The following is a 21,873-nucleotide window of genomic DNA, read 5'->3' on the forward strand; positions in this document are numbered from 1 at the left end:
GGGTTTAGGGGTGTAGGGGTGTAGGGGAAAAGAAAAATAATTTACGTAGAGCGCGTTTGTTTCCTTCTTCCCCCCTACACAGTTATCAGTTATCAGTAAACAGTTATCAGTTTTTTTGTCCACTGTTTCACTGTTCACTGTTCACTGTTTCACTGTTCACTGTTCACTGTTAACCCTGACAGCCTTACCCCCCTATTCTTCCCCCTACACCCCTTTCTTGGTCAGAATGTATTGCACCTAAGAGAAAACCCCTATTTTTTCTCAAAACTCAAGACTCAGGACTTTTGGACTTTCAAAATTGATGGCAATTGATTTTAGAAACATTAATACTGTATGGGCGTCGATTGCTGCCGAGACATTAAAGCGCTTAGGATTGACCTGTGTCGTGATTTGTCCAGGTTCCCGTTCTACACCTCTAGCAGTCGCCTTTGCCCAACAATCACCCGATATTAAAGCAATTTCCATTCTTGATGAACGTTCAGCTGCCTTTTTTGCCTTAGGTCAAGCAAAAGCAACCGGACGTCCCACGGTCGTTGTTTGCACCTCTGGGACAGCGGGAGCGAATTTTTACCCAGCGGTGATAGAAGCTAAAGAAAGTCGCGTACCTCTATTACTGCTGACGGCTGATAGACCTCCAGAATTGCGAGATTGCCACTCTGGGCAAACTGTAGACCAGTTGAAATTATACGGGAATTATCCAAACTGGCAGACAGAGTTAGCTATTCCCTCTATGGACATGAGAATGCTTGCTTATCTGCGGCAAATAGTCATTCATGGGTGGGAACGTTCACAAACTCCCGTACCTGGACCAGTACATCTCAATGTTCCCTTTCGCGACCCCCTCGCACCCATTCCTAATGCAGATGTAGAGACGCACCATGGTGCGTCTCTACAATTGTTGCAGTCCCAATTTGACTCTGAAGACTTCTTCTCTCATATCACAACCATCACCTCACCTCCCTATCATCCCACCTCCTCACCTCCTCCTTTACAAGAGTGGTTAAAATCTCAACGAGGAATCATCATCGCTGGTATTGCCCAACCCCAAAGACCACGGGAGTATTGTCGCGCGATCGCCCAACTCTCCCAAACCCTAAAATTCCCCGTCTTGGCAGAGGGACTCTCCCCAGTGAGAAACTATGCTGACCTCAATCCGTATATGATTTCCACTTATGACCTCATTTTGCGGAATCAGGAATTAGCAAAACAGCTAGCACCAGACGTGGTGATTCAAATTGGTGAATTGCCCACCAGTAAAGATTTACGTCATTGGTTAACTTCCACACAGGGGCGACGTTGGATCATTGATCCAAGCGACCAAAACCTCGACCCTCTGCACGGGAAAACAACTGACTTGCGAATGAGTATAGAAGAATTGGGGAGATGGGGAGATGGGGGAGAAAATACGTCCTTATCCTCCTGTGAGTATCTTCAAATGTGGTGTGCAATAGAAGCAAAAGTGAGGGCAACTGTTGACCAAACCCTAGCAACAATGGAGGAGTTATTTGAAGGTAAAGCCGCCTGGTTACTTTCTCAGGCATTACCAGCAAGAACACCCATTTTTATTGCCAACAGTATGCCAGTCCGGGATGTCGAATTTTTTTGGAAACCGAGTCAATCAGAAGTGCAACCCTTTTTCAACCGAGGTGCGAATGGTATTGATGGCACATTGTCCACCGCTTTGGGAATTGCCCATCACCAGCAAAGCAGTGTCATGTTAACAGGTGATTTAGCCTTATTGCACGACACAAATGGATTTTTAATCAGAAATAAATTGGTCGGGCATTTAACAATTTTGTTAATTAATAACAATGGTGGGGGAATTTTTGAAATGTTACCTATTTCTAAATTTGACCCACCATTTGAAGAATTTTTTGCAACTCCGCAAGATATTGATTTTGCTCAACTCTCTGCTACTTATGGTGTCGAGCATGAATTGATAACTTCCTGGAAGCAGTTGCGCTTAAGATTAAACCCGCTCCCAACCAAGGGAATTCGGGTTTTAGAATTGCGAACAAATCGCAAAGCTGATGCTCAGTGGCGCAAGGAGAATTTAGGAAAATTTGTAGTTAGTTAATAAACCTCTTGCAAAAATCAATGTTTATGAAAAAAAACACAGATGTAGGTGTAAGCCGTGCCGTAGCCTACACAGATAAATCATCTGTGTTCATCTGTGGTTCAAAATATCTTTAAACCGGAGTTTTGTAAGAAATCTGATGATCAATGACCATTCATTTATCTGTAGATAACCAGATCCTGGACTTCTTCAAGAAGTCCAGATGGAATTACGCTGCACCCTGTCCAAGAGCCTTTGCTCTCCTAACAGCAGCATCAGCATTAATAAACCCAGAACCGTACTCTGTATCATAGCCAGATTTACCCAAGTCGTAGGCTGTTTCTGATAGAATCGACTTGATTTGGGTAGCAGTGAGATTTGAATTAGCACTCCATACCAATGAAGCAACTCCTGTCACGTTTGCCACTGCTGCTGAAGTGCCATTGAACTGTTCATCATAGCTGAACTCAAAAGTATCAGAGGATTTGGTAGCTTGAGTTGTGAGGTACTCAGATGGTGCCATCAGAGTCAGACCATCTCCTGTGTTAGAACCCCACCATCCTATGTCTTGATAGGAGATGCGTTGTCCGGGTGTTGTTGAATTGCCATACCAGTCTTGAAGTCCCCAAGAAGCACCAACCGCTATGACATTGCCATACTTGCTCGCTAAGTCGGCAGGACTTTCAAGACTATTGCCGTTGCTATTTCCAGCAGCAATCACAAACAAGACTGTATTTTGGTTATTAGCAATCAGTTGCTCAAATTCCGATGAGCTACCACCAGTCAAGCTGAGGTTTATGACCAGACGCTGACCTTTACTATTTGCCTGATTAATTAATGCTTGTGTGGCACTCACTAAATTGTAATCTCCAGCGTCACCTCCCATAACATCGATTTGGAAAACATCAGAACTCCAGTTGATACCACTCATCCCCACGCCATTATTGCTAGCAGCAGCAATGACCCCTTGAACTGAAGTCCCGTGGGCAGTGGAGTTACTCATTTCATCCAAGTAGTTGTTACTTAATTTATCAGTGGAACGTAAATCGGTGTGAAGATTCTCACCATTGGCAGCCAAGCCGGTATCCTCAATTCCAATCAGTACGTTGTTGGAACCAGTTGTGAGACGCCACGCGCTTTGAACACCCATCATGTGCAGGTTCGATTGCTGATTAAACAGGGGGTCATTAGGTGTCACTGATAAGTTGATTGTTGTGTCTGTAAATTTAATGGCTTCAATTCCCTCAAACAAAATTTCTTTGCCGTTGCTGAATGTTATGGCGTCAAATACGCGAGTCCCATTGCCAGTGTTGTACATGACACCCCCTGTGTTCTCTACTAACTCGATTGTGACTTCTGTAGAAGAAAATAGCCCAAGATCCAGTAAGTCTAGCGATCCATTACCATAGTCAACATTGCCAATGCCAGAAAAGACCGTCCGATTGTAGGCAGATTGGTAAGTAAAGGTATCTGCCCGGAGAGTTCCTTGTGTATATTCTGTACTGCTGTCAAGGGTTTGGGTTGTGCTTGCAGAAGCAGTGGTGGACTGCTGTGTGCCGCTAGAAGTGGAAGATGGTGTGTTGCTGGAAGTGGGAGTTGGTGATAAAACACTATCAGATACAGGGGTTGCTGACAAACTTATGTTATATGAAGTTTCACTGCCCTGGTACGGCTTTACCTGTACATAGTAGATACCTGCATCTAAACTGCGAGTTATTGATTCATTTGTGGTATCTAGGTTAACGGAACTGGCAAGGGTATTGCCGTTAACATCAAGTAATCGCACATCTGCATCATCACTCAGACCACTGAGTCCTAATTTGAAGTCACTGGTCGTCTTCAGCCTAAATTTGTAGTAGTCGTTAGTATCTGATAGACCTACCCAGTCACTGTAGGTTTTATTTTTAGAATTAACAGTAATACGACGGGCAGCCTTCAAGACATCTCCCGCATTGTCAATAGGCGTTGCCGAAACAGCCAATTTATAGTTAGTGTTTACACCTTCATTAGTATAGATTCGGATGTAATAAAATCCTGGGTTTAGGGTTTTATTGATTGATTCAGCGTTTGTGCTACTAGAAATAGAACTCTTGATGAGTTCACCCTCTTCCACTACACCATTACTATTTGCATCTTGAATTAAATCTACCTTTGCATTTAAGCTCAAATCTTCCCAATCAAGGTTAAAACTGCTACGACCTTTCAAGCTAAAGCTGTAGTAATCACTATGTCTGCCACCTAATGTATCGCTGACTACTTGAGGATTGACAGCAATATTTAAGTTTTTAGCAGTCTCTAGAGACTTTCCAGGAACAGTCGCTGACATAGGTTAAGGAGTATACAGACGGTATATATTACATCAATAATCAATATCGGCTTTCTCTCATGAAAAAAAATATTTTGGTGTATAAATTTACCAAAATCATAGAAAAAATTTACTTAATCTTTACTCGAGAATATTCTGAATTCTGCGTTCTGTGTTCTAGGCTGAAGGTATCTTATGCAATTGAAACTCGCGCTATACGTAGAATTACGGAAACGGTTTTCCCTCTTCTTTAAAGAGGGCAGAAAGTTTCAGGTCGTGAAGAGGTTTTTTGTCGATCTACCTTCTCAACTTTGAAGCCAAGCTTACTGGAGACACGCACTTTCTTTGCTTGTGAATAGCTAAAGTAGGGTATAAGGGGAAAAAGGCTATCCTTTTCGCCATCTCTAGAAAAAATTTATTCCTGAATCTTCTCCTCCCCTATTTACGATAAGCTATAGTCTCTTTGGGATTTGGAGAGAAGAGAAAAATGTTCAGCAATATATAATACCATGATGCCAGACATTTCTTCTACAACTGGGGGTTGCGCTCAGTAATCACATCTGTTCTAAATTAGTTATTCTATTGTTACTTTGGCAAAAATACTCCTTAGAAGATTAGTTGCTTATAATGTTCTTTTTCACTAATTCTCTGAATCCTTGGCTAGTTGGAGTAGGATTGAATTCTATCTTGCTGGTTGTGGCTTGGATGGTCCCCAAAAAGCTGCTCACTCCAGCTGGATTATTCCACGCTTGCTTACTTGGTGTCCTGATTTGGGGAACACTAGGGTGGCAAGGATATGTAGTTGTCATGTTCTATTTTCTGGTTGGTTCTTTGATCACGCGCGTAGGTATGGCGCAAAAAGAAGCAGAAGGCATCGCAGAAAAGCGTTCGGGTGCTAGAGGTCCAGAAAATGTCTGGGGTTCTGCTTTAACTGCGGCTTTGTGTGCGTTAGGAGTATTGATGACAAATTTGGGAATCCTTTCCACACCTCAAACCCTACACCCCACACTTGACACCTTATTGTTGCTAGGCTACGTAGCGAGTTTTAGTACAAAACTTTCTGACACCTGCGCTAGCGAAGTGGGTAAGGCTTATGGTAAAAGTACTTTTCTGATTACCACGCTGCAAGCAGTGCCACGGGGAACGGAAGGGGCAGTTAGCTTAGAGGGAACTTTAGCGGGTGCTGTAGCGTCACTGGCTCTAGCACTCCTTGGTTGGGGAGTGGGTTTGATAGATTTATTAGGTCTCCTTTGGTGTGTTCTAGCGGCGTTTATTGCCACCAATTTAGAAAGTGTAATCGGGGCAACAGTGCAATCTCGCTTTAACTGGCTAACTAATGAAGTGGTGAATATTTTCAACACATTGATAGGCGCAACTACAGCAATTTTATTTGCCTGGATATGGGCAAATGTCATGACCTAATTCTTTTTCTAAAATGTTGAGTATTTTCTAGCAATCCCCTTGAAGTTTGGTTGTGATTCTGACTTAAGACTACTTAAGATTGCCAGACTGTTTTTGCATGAAAATGTCAACTCAAATGCAAATTTATTTTATCAAAAGTTGTATATTTTATACTTAGGTTTTTCTACTCATTAGATTCATGGAATCCTCATCATTTTTAACTGTAGATGATAAACCGATTTCTTTTGGGCAAGCAGTAAAATATATGCAAGCCTCAGGAAAATTGGGACAATTTATTGGGGATGTTCTCCGCCAGTTCGTCATTGAGCAAGAACTACAAACACGAGAAGATATAGTTATCAGTTCTGCTTTGACCGAACAGACTATAATTGATTTTCGGCTTAAAAATCAGCTAACAGACCCCCAGAGGTTCCAAGAATGGCTACAGAAGAACGGGACGGACTATGATACCTTTCACTCATCAGTTGCTTACGGTTTTAAGGTAGAAAAACTTAAAGCTGTCGTGACAGAATCAAAGCTGCAAGAATATTTCATCGAGCGTAAAATTTATCTGGATAGAGTCGTACTTTCACGAATTATTATTGATAGTCAGGAACTAGCGGAAGAACTACAAACCCAAATTGAAGAAGGAGCAAGCTTGGAGCAACTCGCTCGAGAGTATTCGCTAGTAGATGACAAAATTGTCAACGGTATGATGGGACCAGTTAGTCGGGGAACAATGCCAGATACACTTAGGGCAGCTATTGATATAGCTAGTCCCGGACAATTGGTAGGACCGATAGAACTGGAAGGACGTTATGGATTGTTTCGTGTAGAACAATTTCTGCCAGCGTCATTAGAAGATACTCAACTAAGGCAAGCACTACAAAATGAGTTGTTTGAGAAATGGCTAGCAGAGAAAATTCAAAAACTAACGGTAAAATTGCAGGTGAATTAAAACTTTTAGGTGAGGAATCTTCAGAAAGTAGTGTGCTAGCGTCTCTACCTTGGAATCAACCACCACTTTGCTGGCTAACTCCTGAACAACAAAGCCGACTGCAACAGGTGTCAGAAACTCTTCGCTACAATTTAGGAGAAAAAATTTGGTCACAAGAAGCGGAAGGTTTCCAGTTCTTAATTGTTTCTGGAAAAGTCCGCTTGCGGGAAGAAAACCTTGGGAATAAGCCTTTGGCAACGCTACAGTCAGGAGATTGGTTTGGTGAGTTAAACAGGTTTTCTGTGGAGTGCAAGGCTGTCGCTGCTAGTAAAGACGTGGTTGTGGTGCGCTGGACGACAGCAGTATGGGCAGAATTTTCCACACCACAAATTGAAGGATTTTGGTTAGGCAATGAAGAGGACACGGGGACAGGAGGACAGGAGGACAGGGGGACAAGGGAAGATTCTTTCCCCAAGTCTCCCCCTCCCCAAGTCTCCCCCTCCTCTTCGGTGTCAACATACCCATTCGTCTCAAGTTGGAACACGGCGGCTGCATGTTTAACAATGGTGGCGCAACAGCTAGATAATGCCGTCCAACTCGAATGGGTTCAACGCCAACTTAGAGGACAGCGACCGAAACATCTTGTAGAAGCAGCAGAAAAGTTAGGATTTGTACTGCGGCGGTTACAAGTCAGTTGGAGTGAGTTACGACAGTTATCATTTCCAGCCTTGTTGCGCTGGGAAGCATCACAAGGCAGAGAGGGTAGTTGGGTAGTAGCGTATGCTATGAAGGGCGATCGCCTGACTGTTGCAAATCCCTTAAATCCCAATCACACCTGTGAAAGCTTGCCACGATCAGTCGTTGAAGAGACTTGGGATGGGCAGTTGTGGCAAGTAGAACTGATCAACAAGCAAGAAAAATTTAACCTCAATTGGTTCACTCCAGCAGTTTGGCAGTACCGGGGATTGCTGAGTGAAGTACTGCTGGCGTCCTTTACATTACAGCTGTTGGGGTTGGCAACACCACTGATTACGCAAGTCGTTATTGATAAAGTGATGGTGCAGGAGAGTTTGCCAACTCTCGATGTTATGGCGATCGCACTCCTGCTAACAGCAATATTTGAGGCAGTCCTCGGCATTCTGCGACTGTTTATTTTTACTCATACTGCCCGTCGTCTAGATTTAAGTTTATCAGCACAGCTGTTTCGCCACCTCATGCGGTTGCCTTTAGCTTATTTTGAGTCTCGGCGGGTAGGAGATACAGTTGCACGAGTTCAGGAACTAGAACAAATCCGCCAATTTCTTACAGGTACGGCGTTAACTGTGGTTTTGGACAGCATCTTTGCTGTGGTGTACTTGGGATTGATGTTTTACTATAATATCCCATTGACCTTTGTGGCCTTGGCAGTCCTACCCTTGTTTGCCACTTTAACGCTAGTAGCAACGCCAATTCTTCGCAGCTGGCTAAACGAAACTTTTAACCGCAGTGCTGATAGTCAATCATTTCTTGTCGAAACCATCACAGGAATTCACTCAGTTAAGGCACATACAGCAGAACCAGCAGCACGCGATCGCTGGGAAGGTTTGTTTGCGCGCTTCGTCCGCACGGGTTTCAAAGCCTCGACCACCTCAAACATTAGCAGTAATATCGCTGATTTCCTCACCAATTTTTCTAGCTTGCTCATTCTTTGGTTTGGTGCCAAGCTTGTCATTGAGCAGGAATTGACTATTGGTCAACTCGTAGCATTCCAAATGCTTTCTGGCAGAGTGACAGCACCACTTTTGCGCTTAGTGCAGCTTTGGCAAACTTTCCAACAAGTATTGCTTTCTGTTGACCGTATTGGTGATATTCTCAACGTTGCCCCAGAAGCTGAACCAGGAACAGGTTTAGTTTTACCATCCCTCAAAGGTCAAGTTAGCTTTGAGCAAGTTTTCTTTCGCTATCGACAGAGTACTGAACCTGTCTTAAGAGGAATCTCCTTCTCAGTCCAACCAGGGCAGTTTGTTGGTATTGTTGGACGCAGCGGTTCTGGGAAAAGTACCCTTTCTAAACTGTTGCAACGCCTTTATCAAATTGAATCCGGACGCATTCTTATTGATGGTTTTGATATTAAAAGTGCTGATTTAGCCTCGCTGCGCCAACAAATTGCTGTTGTCCTTCAAGAAGATTTTTTATTCAACGGTTCTGTCTTGGACAATATAACTCTCGGTAATCCCGACATTACTGCAGAACAAGTCGTAGAAGCTGCAAGATGTGCCGTTGCCCACGACTTTATCAGTGAATTACCCCACGGGTATGAAACCAATGTCGGAGAACGCGGTACAGCTTTATCTGGTGGACAACGTCAACGCATCGCCTTGGCGCGGTTATTTCTCTCACAAGCACCGATTTTAATTTTAGACGAAGCGACCAGTGCTTTGGATAGCGAAACTGAACAGCAAGTCCTGGAAAACCTCCAAAGAATTTCCGCGAACCGCACCGTGTTTCTCATCGCCCACCGTTTCGCCCCCCTCAAGCGTGCTGATTTGATTTTGGTGCTAGAAAAGGGCATTCTCGCTGAACGTGGAAACCATTTGGATTTGTTGCGACAAAAAGGTTTGTACTGGTCATTGTATCAAAGGCAGCAGGCAAATATTTAATACAGCAGAATACATCCGTCAGAACTCAGAACTCGAAACTCAGAACTCAGAACTCAGAACTCAGAACTCAGAAGTAAAATTCGCTCAGTGTCTGGCTTTTAGACAAAGCGCGTTGTACTTCATTTACTTGCAATGTGCTGTATTAATTAATAGCGTGTCTTCTTACAATAATATGTATTGAGAAGTTAGAACCACAAATGTAGGCGTAAGCCATGCCGTAGGCTACACACATAATTCATCTGTGTGCATCTGCGGAAAGTCTGAGCGGAGGTTTCCTCCGTTCGCGTAGCGTCTCCGGAGGAGACTCAGAACTTTCCAAGACAGTGTTCATCTGTGGTTTTATTTTCATAGAATTAACTGTTGCTACAGGTATAACAAACCATCTTAACAACCGTAGAGTTCGGGGTAATAGAACTCGCATCTCGCACAAACCAAGGAATCAAGAGAATACATTGTAGATAGCATCAATCACCAGTCTTACAGACACAAGCAATGAACCAAACGTTCTTCCATCTTGCCTTTCCCGTCACAGACATTGCCCAAGCGAAAGCATACTATGTGGATGGTTTAGGCTGCACTCCTGGACGGGAAAACCGCAACGCCTTAATTCTCAATCTTTACGGTCATCAACTGGTCGCTCACGTCACAAAAGAACCGCTCACACCCCAGCGTAGTATATATCCAAGACACTTTGGGATAATTTTTACATCAGTTGGCGATTGGGAAAACTTACTAGCAAAGGCGCAACAGCAACAGCTCCTTTTTAGAGAAGAAGCCAAACACCGCTTTGTGGATTCTCCCTTAGAGCATCGCACTTTCTTTTTAGAAGACCCTTTTTACAATTTAATGGAGTTTAAGTATTACCGTTACCCGGAAGCGATTTTTGGCAGTGCTGAGTACACGCAAATTGGCGATTGATCTCAGCGCAGCGCCCTCACGGGCGATGCTCCCAGAGGGAGCCGCCCCTTGGGCGATGCTCCTTTAAGCTGTTATGCATTTTTATGACATTTTGTCAAGAGCAAAGTATCTACCAGTGCTAACTTGTTTGTTTTTAAATTGCTTAACCGGAGTTACCAACGCCTTTGCCACCGCAGCTAAACTTCTTGAATCTGTCAGCATCCAGGCGTGATTCAATACTGGTACTATCACCTCTCGTCCCACAGGCATTTGGGAACTATTTGCGGGCACAATCATCAAGTCATAAGGTGTCCAGATAGAGGTAAAATCTATCTGCGATAACATCGCTGCATCCCGATTCAAATCTTCTAGTAGAACACTGTCAGGACGCATTTGAATACAACCAAGACCTTGGCGACAGTAGGCAATCCAAGTGCCATGATGCGGTGATGAGATGGTAATAAATCGCTGTACGCGGTTGATTCCTCCCAGTCGTTGGACGTAATAGCGGCTGACGATACCTCCCATGCTAAAGCCCACGACATCTAAGGGTTGTTCTGGTTCAAAAGTGGCATCAATATAATCAGCGACTTGTTGAGCCAACGTGTTAAGACCTAAATTGCCATTATTTGGCACTAGATCCAGATCATGCACAGTCCAACCCCTCTGTTTCAGGTAGGGAATCATTGTATCGAAAACTCGACCTGTATCATCAATACCATGTACTAATAACACGGGATTTCGCCGTTCTTTTACGTTATTCATGTACAAAATAATGTTAAGTACTATCTTTACCTAATCTAGTCGAGTATGATTCCCATTTGCCAAAAAGCTATGACACTCCCTCCAGTGGTTCGAGCAACATCGCTCTCAAGACTCAAAACGCATTGTTAAAAGTATAAATTAAGTTTTGTTAAGCGTACTCTCAAAATATTGCCCTTAGTTACAGTAAAATTTAATAATTAGGTCTGACTGTGTACAAGTGGCAAGTGCCTGAGAGCAAGAGTTAAGAGCATGAGTCACTTACTGTTAAAACAACTTTAGTTGAGAAATCAACCTATGAAAGCTGTCACCATCATTTGGTTGTACTGACGAATAGGTGGGTCAAGAATATCTTGATAAAAATTAAAATATTCCGTGATTTGTTAAAGATTGCGGTCATATTCCAGGTATAAGAGGCAGGAGAAATTATCATGTTCGGTTTTATCAAAAATTTAATTGCTGGGATTCTGAATTTCTTCATTGGGCTTTTCGGTGGTAAGAAAAGCGGTTACTACATGGAACTCGATGAAGCCGTAGAAGCAACGAAAGATGCAGCTCAACAAGCTGCATCGAAAGCTAAGGAAGCGGCTCAATCAGCAGTATCGAGTGCTAAGGAAGCGGCTCAATCAGTGACATCGAGTACTAAAAAAGCAGCTGAACCCGCAGTAGCGAATGCTAAGAAAGCAGCTGAACCCGCAGTAGCGAATGCTAAGAAAGCGGCTGAACCTGTTGCATCGAAAGCTAAGAAAGCAGCGGAACCTGTTGCAGCACAAGCAGCAGCAAGCAAGAACGGAAAAAAAGACGCAGCACCCAGTGTTGAACCACAACCAGCTAAAGTTGAGTTAGTACAAACTGCAAATGGTGTTAAGGCTGAACCTGCTAAAACAACAAAAGCTGAAGCGAAAAAAGCAATTCAACAGCAGCCAGCTGAAACCACTTTTGCGCCAAAATATCTCGCCGTACCCAACACGACCAATGGTCGTCGGCGTCCTGGTGCAAACATGAGTTCTTTCTTAGACATGGCACGTCAGGTGAAAACCCCTAGCTAACTTTTTAATGTTTGTTAGGGTGGAGAATATCCGCCCTACTGTTCATTTGATGACGCTTGGGAAAGAGTAACATTTTTCACAAAAGCCAATCCGCTATATAAATGAAATACTGGGTCCCAATTAGTCTGTTCCCTACGAAATAGGTGAATGTGAGACTGAATGTGACCCAGTATTTCTGTTTGGTCTAAAGCTGTTTGGGCAAAAGGTGTGAAGTCTGACCAAATCTTGGCTTCTGGTAATTGTTGGTCAAGCCAACTCAGTAAGTTATTCCAATTAATTCTCATGGTATTTTGACTTGCCTGGTGAGCAATTTCTATCCCTTGCTGAAATTCATAGCCATTATCATAAAGTCGCAAAATACAACCCCTCTCAGGTAAATGTAAATCGCAAAAATGAAAGTAGTCTTGGGTTTGGGTTTTGCGTTCTAATTTACCCCGCGCATCCCTGTCTACAACTTCCTCAAATATGGGTAGCAGTCCCAATACCCGTCCTTTGACTTCTGACCAGTCAAAGCTGAGAGAACCGACTTGATTGGCATGATTGCGACAAACAAGGGTTGCTTTTGGGGTAAGTTGTTGGAAATATTTGACTTGAAAAACTTGAATTTTTTTAATTTCAGCTAATGTTGTCCAGAAACAGGGAATGTTAGAGTTTCGTAACTGTTCACCGTAATATTTTAGTTCTCCTATTGCCCCAGACCGATACAAGCGCCAGCCACGACTTGGTAGCATCAACCGTGCGCTGTAGGGGTCAATCTGCATAATCTGGGCAAATTGTTTCACGGCTTGGGTTTTGTGTTCATTGCTAACAGGTTCTAAGACGAGAACGCCAAGTTCCGCGTTACTGGCGTCCGCAGTTGCTTGGGAAATGGCTTGCTGTCGTTCTTGTTCCTCAATTTCTTGCAGGCGCTGCAAACCCTGACGTGCTTGTGTCAAGATTTTGGCATTGGTTGTATCACGCAACAGTTGCCGATAAACTTTTTCCGCCTCCTGATGCTTTCCCATCACTTCATGGAATCGTCCTATATAAAATTGCACCAAAGGATTTTCTGGTGATTCTTTTTGCAACTGTTTCAATAATTTGGCAGCTGTGTGATAATCTTTGCACTCAAGGGCGGTGGCAACTTGCTCAAGCATAATTGACTGACTCAATTGAATGCCACCGATTCTAACTCAGCTGCCACAATAGATAAGGCAACAATCGGGGCTGTCACTGCTCGCAAGATGCGACGACCGAGAGAAACTGGTTGAAATCTAGCGTCAATAGCACAGTCTAGCTCTTTTTGGGTCCATCCTCCCTCTGGTCCAATCGCAATGATCATCTCAGATGTGGTAGACACTTGATTGATTGCCTCTCTTAAATGAGGATAACTGCCACGCGCCTCACAAATATAACGATGAGTCGCTGTCTCTGTGACAAGACCAGTGCTAAAAGAAACAGGTTCTAATATCGTAGGGACAAAGGCGCGTTCTGATTGCTCTGCAGCTTCTTGTGCAATACGCAGCCAACGTTCGAGTTTTTGAGGACTGGGATTGAGTAAAGTGCGATCGCTCACCACTGGAGCAATAACGGCTACTCCCAACTCAGTACAACACCGTACTACATCATCAAATCCATTGCCTTTCGGCAAAGCGACCATTAGTGTAATTGATACAGGTAATTCGGTTTCTACTGGCAGTGGTTCTAAAACCTGCGCTTTTTCTCCTTGTAGCTGCGCCAACCACCATTTCCCTTTGCCATCCATTGCTATGAAGCGATCGCGCAAGCGCAAGCGCAAAACACGCCCCAGATAATGTTGTTGTTGAGGCGTGAGCAAGATTTGCTCTTGTTGTAATTGAGAGGGTGCGATCGCGATTCGTTGCAGTTGTGACATAGATTTCTAGGGATAATAAAGGCAATCCTCGTAACGCAATGTTTTCTTATGTCTCAATTTGGGAGCATCCCAATTCTGCCAAAACACCTTTGTTATTCTAATGAGCTTTTAGAATACCTTCAGTCTTACAAGCTGAACAAAATAATAATCTTACAGGTTATCCTGAAAATTGAGATTAAATCAGTAAACATTAAGGTTAAAAATGGTATCTACTGAGTTAGTGGAACAATTACGCAAACTCAATCGCGTAGATAAGCTCATGGTAATTCAACTTCTGGCTGCCGAACTGGCAAATGAAGAAACTAACTTGATAAAATCTGGTGCATCCTATCCAGTTTGGTCTCCTTACGATGCAGTGGAAGCTGCAAATATTATGTTAGAGGCGTTGAATGCTGAAGCTTCCTTAAATCATGACTAATCCAGCAAGGTATTCTTTCATTGCAACTGATAGCAGTTTGGGAGAAGCAAGCTTCAAGCCGTTTTTGCCAGTGACGTTGAATTATAAAGAAAAATCACAGGAAGTTATTGGACTTTTGGATACGGGAGCGATGGTAAATGTGCTTCCTTATCAAGTTGGAGTTGAATTAGGAGCAGTTTGGGAAGAGCAAACAACAATGCTTCAATTATCAGGAAACTTAGCACAGTTTGAAGCACGAGTGTTAATTTTATCTGCTACTGTTGGGCAATTTCCGAGTGTTAGATTGGTATTTGCTTGGACGCAGGCTACTCAGATACCACTTTTGTTAGGACAAGCGAACTTTTTCATGGAATTTAATGTTTGTTTTTATCGCTCCCAAAAGATATTAGAGGTGACTCCAAAACAACCATCATAAAAGGAAATGGAACTGTATCAACGGTTGTAATGAATTTGAAGGCAAGAAAACTGATTTTCTCACAAGGTAATCCTCGTAATGAAACGTTTTCTTGTGTTTCACTATAAGTCTACAAGATATACATTTAAACATTTATCTCTGGTCATAGATAACAGTTGTATAATTGAAATCGCGTTATGAGTGAGTAAGCTCTGATTCATCTGAAAAATAGGCAGCGTCATGATGGGAGACAGTGCAGACCACCAGTGGTTGACATCAGCGCGAGAAAAGTTCGGTGTGCTTACCGAAGTGGATGAGAAATTATTTCGTGCGGTGGTTGAAGGTAAAACGGCTGACTTTAGAAGCAACACCGATGAACTTAATGACCCTGCCAAATCTGATGAGTGGAACCATGAGCGCAGCTTCTCTGCTAACCGAATTGTTTGGCTGTGTACGAATACAAAAGCGCGAGAACTGTTGAGCCACCGGGGTATACATATTATCGGCGCAAAAGTTGAGGGAGAATTGGATCTGAGTTTTGCGACGATAGAGATGCCCCTCAAGTTTATGAGGTGTGCTTTCTCAAACTCCATTTCTCTTGAGCAAGCCAGATTACGCTTTTTGAGCCTAGAAGGAACCCATCTTGTCTCTGTTGTTGCTGCTGGAATACAGGTTGAGGGTTCTGTCCTCAGAATTTTAACATATTCGGCAGAATTCTTAGACAGAATTTTTCTGGAATCTGCTATTGTGTATTTGTAGCTTTCTGCAGGTGACAGAATAAACAGGAGTGTTTCACGATGAAAAATACTCAATTATTCGATATCTTCTTAGCTCACAATAGCAAGGACAAACTCGAAGTTAGAGCCATTGCTCAAAAACTCACACAGCAAGGTTTGAAACCTTGGATTGATGAGGAGCAAATTCATCCAGGAGATTCTATTCCAACAAAAGTACAGGATGGACTTGTTCAATCGCGTAATTTTGCATTATTTATAGGGTTACAGGGTTTTGGAAAATTTCCTGAAATTTGGGAACTAGCTGCATTCATCATGTTCTGTTCACAAAATAATAACCAGCGTATTATTCCAGTTTTACTGCCAGGTGTTAAGAAACTGCCTGAAGGGCAAGTATTCTTAGCATCAATACGATATTTACAGTTCCATCAGTCAATTAATGAAACTGAACCATTAAATGAATTAGTTCAGATTATTAAAAAAACTACAACCTCAGAAGAAAAATCCTTTAAACTTTCCACACTATCCAATGTAAGTCATGATGGCGTCTTGACTCAAGTTGAAGATCCGCATATTACTCAAGGATCAGTTACGGAAAAAGATAAAATTGTCTCTGACCTTATCGATAAATTATTTGATGCTTTATATAGTTATAAAATTGAGCTAGGAATTCAGAAATTTAAGGTGATTGCCCATAACTCTTTGTTTTTAAATGGAGAAATAGAACAAAGATTTATTAAAAATCACTTTAGTCCATCATTTGAAGTAGCCAATCGCTACAAACGTCCCGCGCAAATCATTTCTAGTAAACCTGGACGAACAAAAGTTGGATTGAGAGCAAACAAGGAAGATGGTAAAGAAATAATATATTTGATTGCTCGTAATGATAATTTAGGTGGATTACCTGGTGAAGTTCGTATTTTTTTTCCTGCTAATAATGAACCAGCTAAAATATCGGGATTAAGTTTATGATATGTAAATTATTGTTCATGCAAGTTTTGCTATCTATAAGTAGTTATTTTGACAATCGTTATCAGATATTCTCTACATTGCTCTGAAAAAATAGGTTTCTCCACATTAGACTATTTTGCTATTTTTCTGCTTAAAAGTTGATATTTATCGGTTTGTAAATGGAGATTCGATTCTATGGTAAGCATCAAGAAAATTGAAGGACTTAATCCTCTTGAATATCAGCATCCTGAAGATCGTAAGGCTCTACTGGCGCTAGAGAAAACACCAGGATTAGATTTTTTGGTGAAGAAATTTTACGAATTGGGGTTTGAAACTTTGTTGCGAATTGAGTTTACTGGCAGTAATCTTTTAGTTACCGATAGGGCTTTTCCTGAAATTTATCCAATTTTTGAAAATGCTTGTGATAATTTAGATTTAGACCCTAACATAGCACCACAGAACAAATAGTTTTTATTTTTTATAAACATCTTTCCGATGCTTGCACTGTAAAAGTTGCACGAGTTGACTTTCATCATCAATCTCATAGCGAACTCTATAATCACCAACCCGGATACGATACTCGTTATCAGAGCCTTTTAATTTGATAACTCCATCAGGACGCGGTTCATCTGCAAGATTTTGGATTTTTTCAACAACGCGCTCTCTAACATCATTTGGCAAGTCGTCAATCTGCTTTTGTACCGACTTTGAAATAACAATAATGAGCTTCACGATGCTTAATTTGAGCGGTTAGCAAGATATTCATTTATAGTCGTGTACTCACCAACTGCATACTCAGCGCGAACGGCTTGAATTTCTGCCTGTGTTTCTGTATCGTCTTCGTACAGCGCTTCTTCAGCTTCAAAAATTTGTTGCTCAATTATCTCTTGAAGTTGATGTTTTTCTTCTAAATTAAGGGAAGATATGACTTCTGCTAAAGCTTCCAAGGAGAGTTGTAGTTTAACAATAGCTGGCATTTTTCTCGAATTGGTTTTGTTGTTTTTCCTATTCTTAAACTATATAAGTTGGTTGTAGGGGCACAGGATGCTGTGCCTCTACCTTATGCTATGCGCTACAGATTCTTCAAGTAATCCAAAAGCGCCTCGTTCACCAAATTAGTCATCGGCTTGCCTTGACGCTGAGAGATTTCCTTCAATTTGTTGTAAACCTCATCCTGCAGGGTGATGCGACGGCGGGTTTTGCTTGTCGCAGTCGTTGTGTTAGCGTTAAGCGAAGCTCTGCCGTAGGCAATCGCCACTTCCTGACGCTCACTTTCTTCTGTCACTGGTGCCGTGGTAGAATCTGCCATCGTCTCCACCAAACCATCAGCATCGTCTGTGATTTCCGGCGGTGCAACGGTTTGAGATTCGTACTTAGCGGCAAACTCGCGGATGGCATCAAAACCAACTCTGTCGCAAAAATCACCGAATTTTTCTTCTGGCTGGCGCTGCTCTTTGAAGTACGCAAAAATCGGCTCTAGCTGGGTTTCTATGTCATTATGGTGCAGCCGCTCCATGTAAGGTAATGCCAGCCGGGTTTGATTGGGCGAACCTCCTAGCCAAACTTGGTAAGATTCGGGAGCACTACCTACAAACCCGAGTTCTGCCATGTAAGGACGAGCGCAGCCGTTAGGACAACCGGTCATCCTTACCACGAAATGCTCATTTTGTAAACCCAGTTTATCCAAAAGGGCATGAATCCGGTCTAAAATTCCTGGAATTGCTCGTTCTGATTCGGTAATTGCCAAACCGCAAGTGGGCAAAGCTGGGCAAGCCATTGCATACCGCACAAGAGGATCGATTTTTTCTGGTTCAAAAACAACACCGCAACGGTTGAGAATTTTTTGAATAGCTTGCTTCTTCTTCGGTTCAATGTCGTAGAAAATGACGTTGTGGTGGGGTGTTAGGCGGATGGGCAAGTTAAACTGCTCAACTATTTCCCGCAACGCGGTTTTGAGTTGGAAGTTTCCTTCATCCTTAATCCGACCGTTGTCTACGGAAATACCCAAGAACAACTTACCATCGCCTTGTTCATTCCAGCCGAGAAAGTCCTCATATTTGAACTCTGGCAATGGCTTAAAGGGTTCCAGTGGCTTGCCAAAGTATTTTTCGACCATTGACTGGAACTTCTCAACGCCCCAATCGTGGATGAGATATTTTAACCTGGCGTGACGGCGGTCAGTGCGATCGCCATAATCTCTTTGAGTCGCAACAATCGCCTTGACAATATCGTAAACGTCATCCTTGTCTACATAGCAAATTGGATCTGCGAGTCTGGCGAAGGTTTCTTCTTTATTATGCGTCCGTCCTAAACCGCCACCAGCAAAGACATCAAATCCTTCTAACTCTCCGTTGTCATTAGTTATGACCACCAACGTGAGGTCTTGGCTATACAAATCTATCGAGTTATCTCCTGGTACAGTCACGCAAACCTTAAACTTGCGTGGCATATAGTAAGTACCGTAGATGGGTTCTTCCTTGTCGTGGAAGATTGTGCCAGTGCCATTTTTTTCTCGCGCCGCCTTCACCTCTGGGTTTTCTTCGGCGCTGATTGCTTTTTCACCATCGAGCCAAATTTCGTAATAAGCACCTGTTTGGGGTGTCAGCAACTGAGCAATATTATCAGCGTATTCCCAGGCAAACTGATATTCAGGCTTATTTTTAAACGGCGCTGGAGGTGCCATGACATTGCGGTTCAGGTCGCCGCAAGCTCCCAGCGTCGAACCCATGCTATTAATGATGGCAGCCATTGATGCCTTAAGATTTTTCTTTAAAATCCCGTGCAACTGAAATCCTTGACGAGTCGTTGCTCTTAAAGTGTGATTGCCATATTCATCAGCTAGCTTATCTAAAGTTAGATACAGCTGCGGTGGAACCAACCCACCCGGATTTTTTGTCCGCAGCATGAACTGGTAATCTTTTTCCTGTCCCTTGATCCGATTGTCACGGTTATCTTGCTGGTAAGAACCATGGAACTTTAGTATTTGTATTGCATCTTCACTAAAGTGATTCGTGTCCTGGAGTATCTCAGTTGCCACAGGTTCACGCAAAGAATTGCTGCGTTCCTTGAGGGCTTCTACTTTGGAAGGCTTACGGCTTGTGGTCAGGGGAGGGGCAGATTTAACCATTGGAGTGGTACAGAGTTTTTTTTAAATAAACTATTACAATGTGCCGAAGCGTAACTTAGAAGCACCTTTCGGCTTATTTATTTCCGATAATCCGGTCGGAATTAAGAAGAATATTCTGATTTTAACATGGCAAAAAGCCGGGTTTTTCAGTGATGTAACACTTAGATAAACCCAGCAATATTATTTATACTATGGTTATGAGTTATGACTTACCATTTGACGTAAAACAGGCGAATGGTTCGTCCATAATTTCTCCACCCACGAGGGTATAGCTCTTGCGAGCATTGGAAGCTGTATGTTCAACCCGACATATGAACTACAGCTTTTACTTAAAGCGATAGCCTAGACCACCATTGATGCTGAGCGCAGAAGCAGGACTATTTTCGTAAGCATTAACGCCTAGGGTGGCATTACTGTAGATGAGGAAGTTTCTGCCAACTTCAGATTCTACACCAGCAACCACTGCCACTCCATCTTTGTTGCCACTGGGAGTTGGTTTGCCATTAGCTTCTACAAATTGATAACCAACACCTACGAAAGCATTAGTACCCCTAGCAATTCCCACGTCTGCGGAAACATGGGGGATAATTGCGCTCGTCTGATCGCTAAAGTTGACCTGACCGCGTGCAGACAAAGGTGTATTTCCTAATTTTAGACGACCTGAGACATTGCCACCAAATGTAGCTGCATCACCATTTTGTCCGCCATTGGTAACGCCAGCAGAAACACCAGCACCAACATAGCTAGCATCAGTACCCTTTCTTGTTGGTCGAGGAAGCGCAGAAGCTTCACCAGATGCGAGAAAAATAGGAGCAACGACCACAGAAGACAATGCAGAAATTGTCACAAAAGACTTAAGCAACCGTTTCATAAACTTTACCAAATTTTGTAGGTATTGCTTTTAAATCTAAGGTCGAAAAACTACCTAAAATGTTCCATAGAATTTCTAAAAATTTTCCTTTCTTAGTGCTATTGATGCAGAATATATTAAATTTATTTTTTGTATATAAAGAAGGGTTTTATGATTACATGATGATTTTTGTTGCTCCGGAAAATTAATATTTGAAGTAGACACTTGTTTGACTGTCACATTATTAATCAGTTTTGATTAAGGATTGCAGTACATACATTGCGACGGGTCTGCCTTTTCTAATCCATCTGGGAATAACTTTTCTTTGGAAAATTCGCATTTTTGACATTTATATATTGCTGCAATAGTTAACTGTGTGGGTGAGTTGCACCATGCACAGGGTAATCCCTTTATCGTTTGAACTAATTCAAAACCTGGGCAGGAACAGTTGGGACAAGCGTTATTTAGTTTTCTTACTAGGTCGTGGGTAGCTTTTGCAATATTTTTCATCCTCGTTGGGTTATATAGCGCACGCATATCCGTTTCTATATAGACCTTGCCATCTTTGGAACTGTTTAAAGCAAATTGAACTGCTTCAACAAGTTGTTCTGTGGTCTTAATACCTTTGATAATTTCATCTTTGCTTTTGGGTGAAGAACTCAGCATGACAACTAGGGCGTGTTCGGGAAAGCCAACTGCATCTGCAAAATTTTGTGCTTCTTCTAAACTTTCTACAACCCTATGGCTGAAGTTAGTTTCAGTGGAAATTTCTTGACCGATAATTTCTAGCCCATTCTTTTTATCTAATAAGAAGACAACTTCCCGGTTACATGGAATAAATGGGCTACTAGGGTGAGGACCAAATGTCCCTTCACTTGCCAATGCCAAAGTTTCACCTGTGGAAAGTAGTGCTTTTTCTGCTTTGCACCTTGCTGCTTCAATTTGGGTTCCTATCCGGTTGACTTCTCTAGTAAATGTACCGAAGCTGTCAGTATCAAAGTCTTGAGGGACTATAACTTTTATTCCTAACTCTTGTTCAAGAATTGGAGCGATGACCCTCTCCTTATGATGCATAGTCGCTAAGACTGCTACTCGATTGGTAAATAGAGGATGTTTGTTCATGGCTCTTTGCAAGAGACTTCTTGCAAAAATATGATTAAGGAATATTTAGAACCACAGATTAACATAGATAAGTTATCTGTGTGCATCTGGAGGATACTGGAATTTTAAGGAATCATCAACAATCTTAAATAGAGACTATCGAGAATTTTCTATAAAATAGAGTAAATTCAATTAGAGTACGTATTTAATTAAATTTTTACTTATAGTAACCATATAAGATTTATTTAAGTATTTTGGTTTAGGCGTTAACCAGTCCTGATTAAAAAGTGATAACTTTATCTACAAGAGTTAATTTTGGGCATTCAAAACGCTTCAGTTAATTTAATTGAGGCGGAAATAGGTTTCAGATAACAAATTA

At 42.2% G+C, this 21,873-nt stretch carries 20 protein-coding genes; 11 read left to right on the plus strand and 9 right to left on the minus strand.

The genetic code is table 11. The features are described from left to right. Positions 1-301 precede the first annotated feature (301 nt). Positions 302-2,077 carry a 2-succinyl-5-enolpyruvyl-6-hydroxy-3-cyclohexene-1-carboxylic-acid synthase gene (menD, locus tag MAS10914_RS0125350; protein WP_017318750.1) on the plus strand — a complete coding sequence of 592 codons (1,776 nt, stop codon included), beginning with the start codon at positions 302-304 and terminating at the stop codon, positions 2,075-2,077. 208 nt (positions 2,078-2,285) lie between these two features. On the opposite strand, the gene MAS10914_RS0125355 is transcribed toward menD, so the two are convergent. Next, a complete protein-coding gene (locus MAS10914_RS0125355) occupies positions 2,286-4,382 on the minus strand; it encodes a S8 family serine peptidase (protein WP_017318751.1) in 2,097 nt (698 codons plus the stop codon). A gap of 606 nt (positions 4,383-4,988) precedes the next feature. On the opposite strand from MAS10914_RS0125355, the gene MAS10914_RS0125360 reads away from it, so the two are divergent. The 4 genes from MAS10914_RS0125360 (at position 4,989) to MAS10914_RS0125375 (ending at position 10,256) form a co-directional block, all read left to right on the plus strand. Further along, positions 4,989-5,783 (plus strand): TIGR00297 family protein, encoded by a 795-nt coding sequence (locus tag MAS10914_RS0125360; RefSeq protein WP_017318752.1) that lies wholly within the window; start codon positions 4,989-4,991, stop codon positions 5,781-5,783. Positions 5,784-5,961: 178 nt separating this feature from the next. Next, entirely contained in the window at positions 5,962-6,720 is a 759-nt protein-coding gene (locus MAS10914_RS0125365) for a peptidylprolyl isomerase (RefSeq protein WP_026082811.1), read from the plus strand. Next, a complete protein-coding gene (locus MAS10914_RS0125370; RefSeq protein WP_017318754.1) occupies positions 6,669-9,338 on the plus strand; it encodes a peptidase domain-containing ABC transporter in 2,670 nt (889 codons plus the stop codon). Before MAS10914_RS0125365 ends, MAS10914_RS0125370 begins: the two co-directional genes overlap by 52 nt. Positions 9,339-9,830: 492 nt before the next feature. Next, entirely contained in the window at positions 9,831-10,256 is a 426-nt protein-coding gene (locus MAS10914_RS0125375) for a VOC family protein (protein ID WP_017318755.1), read from the plus strand. Positions 10,257-10,337: 81 nt separating this feature from the next. On the opposite strand, the gene MAS10914_RS0125380 is transcribed toward MAS10914_RS0125375, so the two are convergent. After that, positions 10,338-11,000: an esterase/lipase family protein gene (locus tag MAS10914_RS0125380; protein ID WP_017318756.1), complete on the minus strand. Its 663-nt coding sequence runs from the start codon at positions 10,998-11,000 to the stop codon at positions 10,338-10,340. A 428-nt stretch (positions 11,001-11,428) separates the two neighbouring features. Between MAS10914_RS0125380 and MAS10914_RS0125385 the strand changes: the two genes are divergently transcribed. Then, a complete protein-coding gene (locus MAS10914_RS0125385) occupies positions 11,429-12,046 on the plus strand; it encodes a hypothetical protein (RefSeq protein ID WP_017318757.1) in 618 nt (205 codons plus the stop codon). A 35-nt stretch (positions 12,047-12,081) separates the two neighbouring features. On the opposite strand, the gene MAS10914_RS0125390 is transcribed toward MAS10914_RS0125385, so the two are convergent. Further along, entirely contained in the window at positions 12,082-13,182 is a 1,101-nt protein-coding gene (locus MAS10914_RS0125390; protein ID WP_017318758.1) for a tetratricopeptide repeat protein, read from the minus strand. A gap of 11 nt (positions 13,183-13,193) precedes the next feature. After that, on the minus strand, positions 13,194-13,919 hold the full coding sequence (locus MAS10914_RS0125395) for a 16S rRNA (uracil(1498)-N(3))-methyltransferase (RefSeq protein WP_017318759.1): 726 nt from the start codon (positions 13,917-13,919) through the stop codon (positions 13,194-13,196). 202 nt (positions 13,920-14,121) lie between these two features. On the opposite strand from MAS10914_RS0125395, the gene MAS10914_RS0125400 reads away from it, so the two are divergent. The 5 genes from MAS10914_RS0125400 (at position 14,122) to MAS10914_RS0125420 (ending at position 16,884) form a co-directional block, all read left to right on the plus strand. After that, complete coding sequence (locus MAS10914_RS0125400; protein WP_017318760.1) at positions 14,122-14,337, plus strand: hypothetical protein; 216 nt, start codon at positions 14,122-14,124, stop codon at positions 14,335-14,337. Then, entirely contained in the window at positions 14,330-14,752 is a 423-nt protein-coding gene (locus tag MAS10914_RS0125405; RefSeq protein WP_017318761.1) for a hypothetical protein, read from the plus strand. Before MAS10914_RS0125400 ends, MAS10914_RS0125405 begins: the two co-directional genes overlap by 8 nt. A 219-nt stretch (positions 14,753-14,971) precedes the next feature. Next, a complete protein-coding gene (locus MAS10914_RS0125410; RefSeq protein ID WP_156818241.1) occupies positions 14,972-15,490 on the plus strand; it encodes a hypothetical protein in 519 nt (172 codons plus the stop codon). A 38-nt stretch (positions 15,491-15,528) separates the two neighbouring features. Next, on the plus strand, positions 15,529-16,437 hold the full coding sequence (locus MAS10914_RS32305) for a toll/interleukin-1 receptor domain-containing protein (RefSeq protein ID WP_017318763.1): 909 nt from the start codon (positions 15,529-15,531) through the stop codon (positions 16,435-16,437). A 174-nt stretch (positions 16,438-16,611) separates the two neighbouring features. Next, on the plus strand, positions 16,612-16,884 hold the full coding sequence (locus MAS10914_RS0125420) for a hypothetical protein (RefSeq protein ID WP_017318764.1): 273 nt from the start codon (positions 16,612-16,614) through the stop codon (positions 16,882-16,884). 3 nt (positions 16,885-16,887) lie between these two features. On the opposite strand, the gene MAS10914_RS0125425 is transcribed toward MAS10914_RS0125420, so the two are convergent. From MAS10914_RS0125425 to MAS10914_RS0125445, 5 genes are all read right to left on the minus strand, one after another. Then, entirely contained in the window at positions 16,888-17,148 is a 261-nt protein-coding gene (locus MAS10914_RS0125425; RefSeq protein WP_017318765.1) for a type II toxin-antitoxin system RelE family toxin, read from the minus strand. Between the two features lie 5 nt (positions 17,149-17,153). Beyond that, complete coding sequence (locus tag MAS10914_RS0125430) at positions 17,154-17,393, minus strand: hypothetical protein (RefSeq protein WP_017318766.1); 240 nt, start codon at positions 17,391-17,393, stop codon at positions 17,154-17,156. 95 nt (positions 17,394-17,488) lie between these two features. After that, positions 17,489-19,543, minus strand: coding sequence for a sulfite reductase, ferredoxin dependent (gene sir / locus MAS10914_RS0125435; protein ID WP_017318767.1), 2,055 nt, complete (start codon positions 19,541-19,543; stop codon positions 17,489-17,491). A 325-nt stretch (positions 19,544-19,868) separates the two neighbouring features. After that, positions 19,869-20,414 carry a hypothetical protein gene (locus MAS10914_RS0125440; protein WP_017318768.1) on the minus strand — a complete coding sequence of 182 codons (546 nt, stop codon included), beginning with the start codon at positions 20,412-20,414 and terminating at the stop codon, positions 19,869-19,871. Between the two features lie 237 nt (positions 20,415-20,651). Then, entirely contained in the window at positions 20,652-21,515 is an 864-nt protein-coding gene (locus MAS10914_RS0125445) for a DUF6671 family protein (RefSeq protein ID WP_017318769.1), read from the minus strand. Positions 21,516-21,873 lie beyond the last annotated feature (358 nt).

This window comes from Mastigocladopsis repens PCC 10914 (assembly GCF_000315565.1).
In the GTDB taxonomy this organism is placed as follows: Bacteria; Cyanobacteriota; Cyanobacteriia; order Cyanobacteriales; family Nostocaceae; genus Mastigocladopsis; species Mastigocladopsis repens.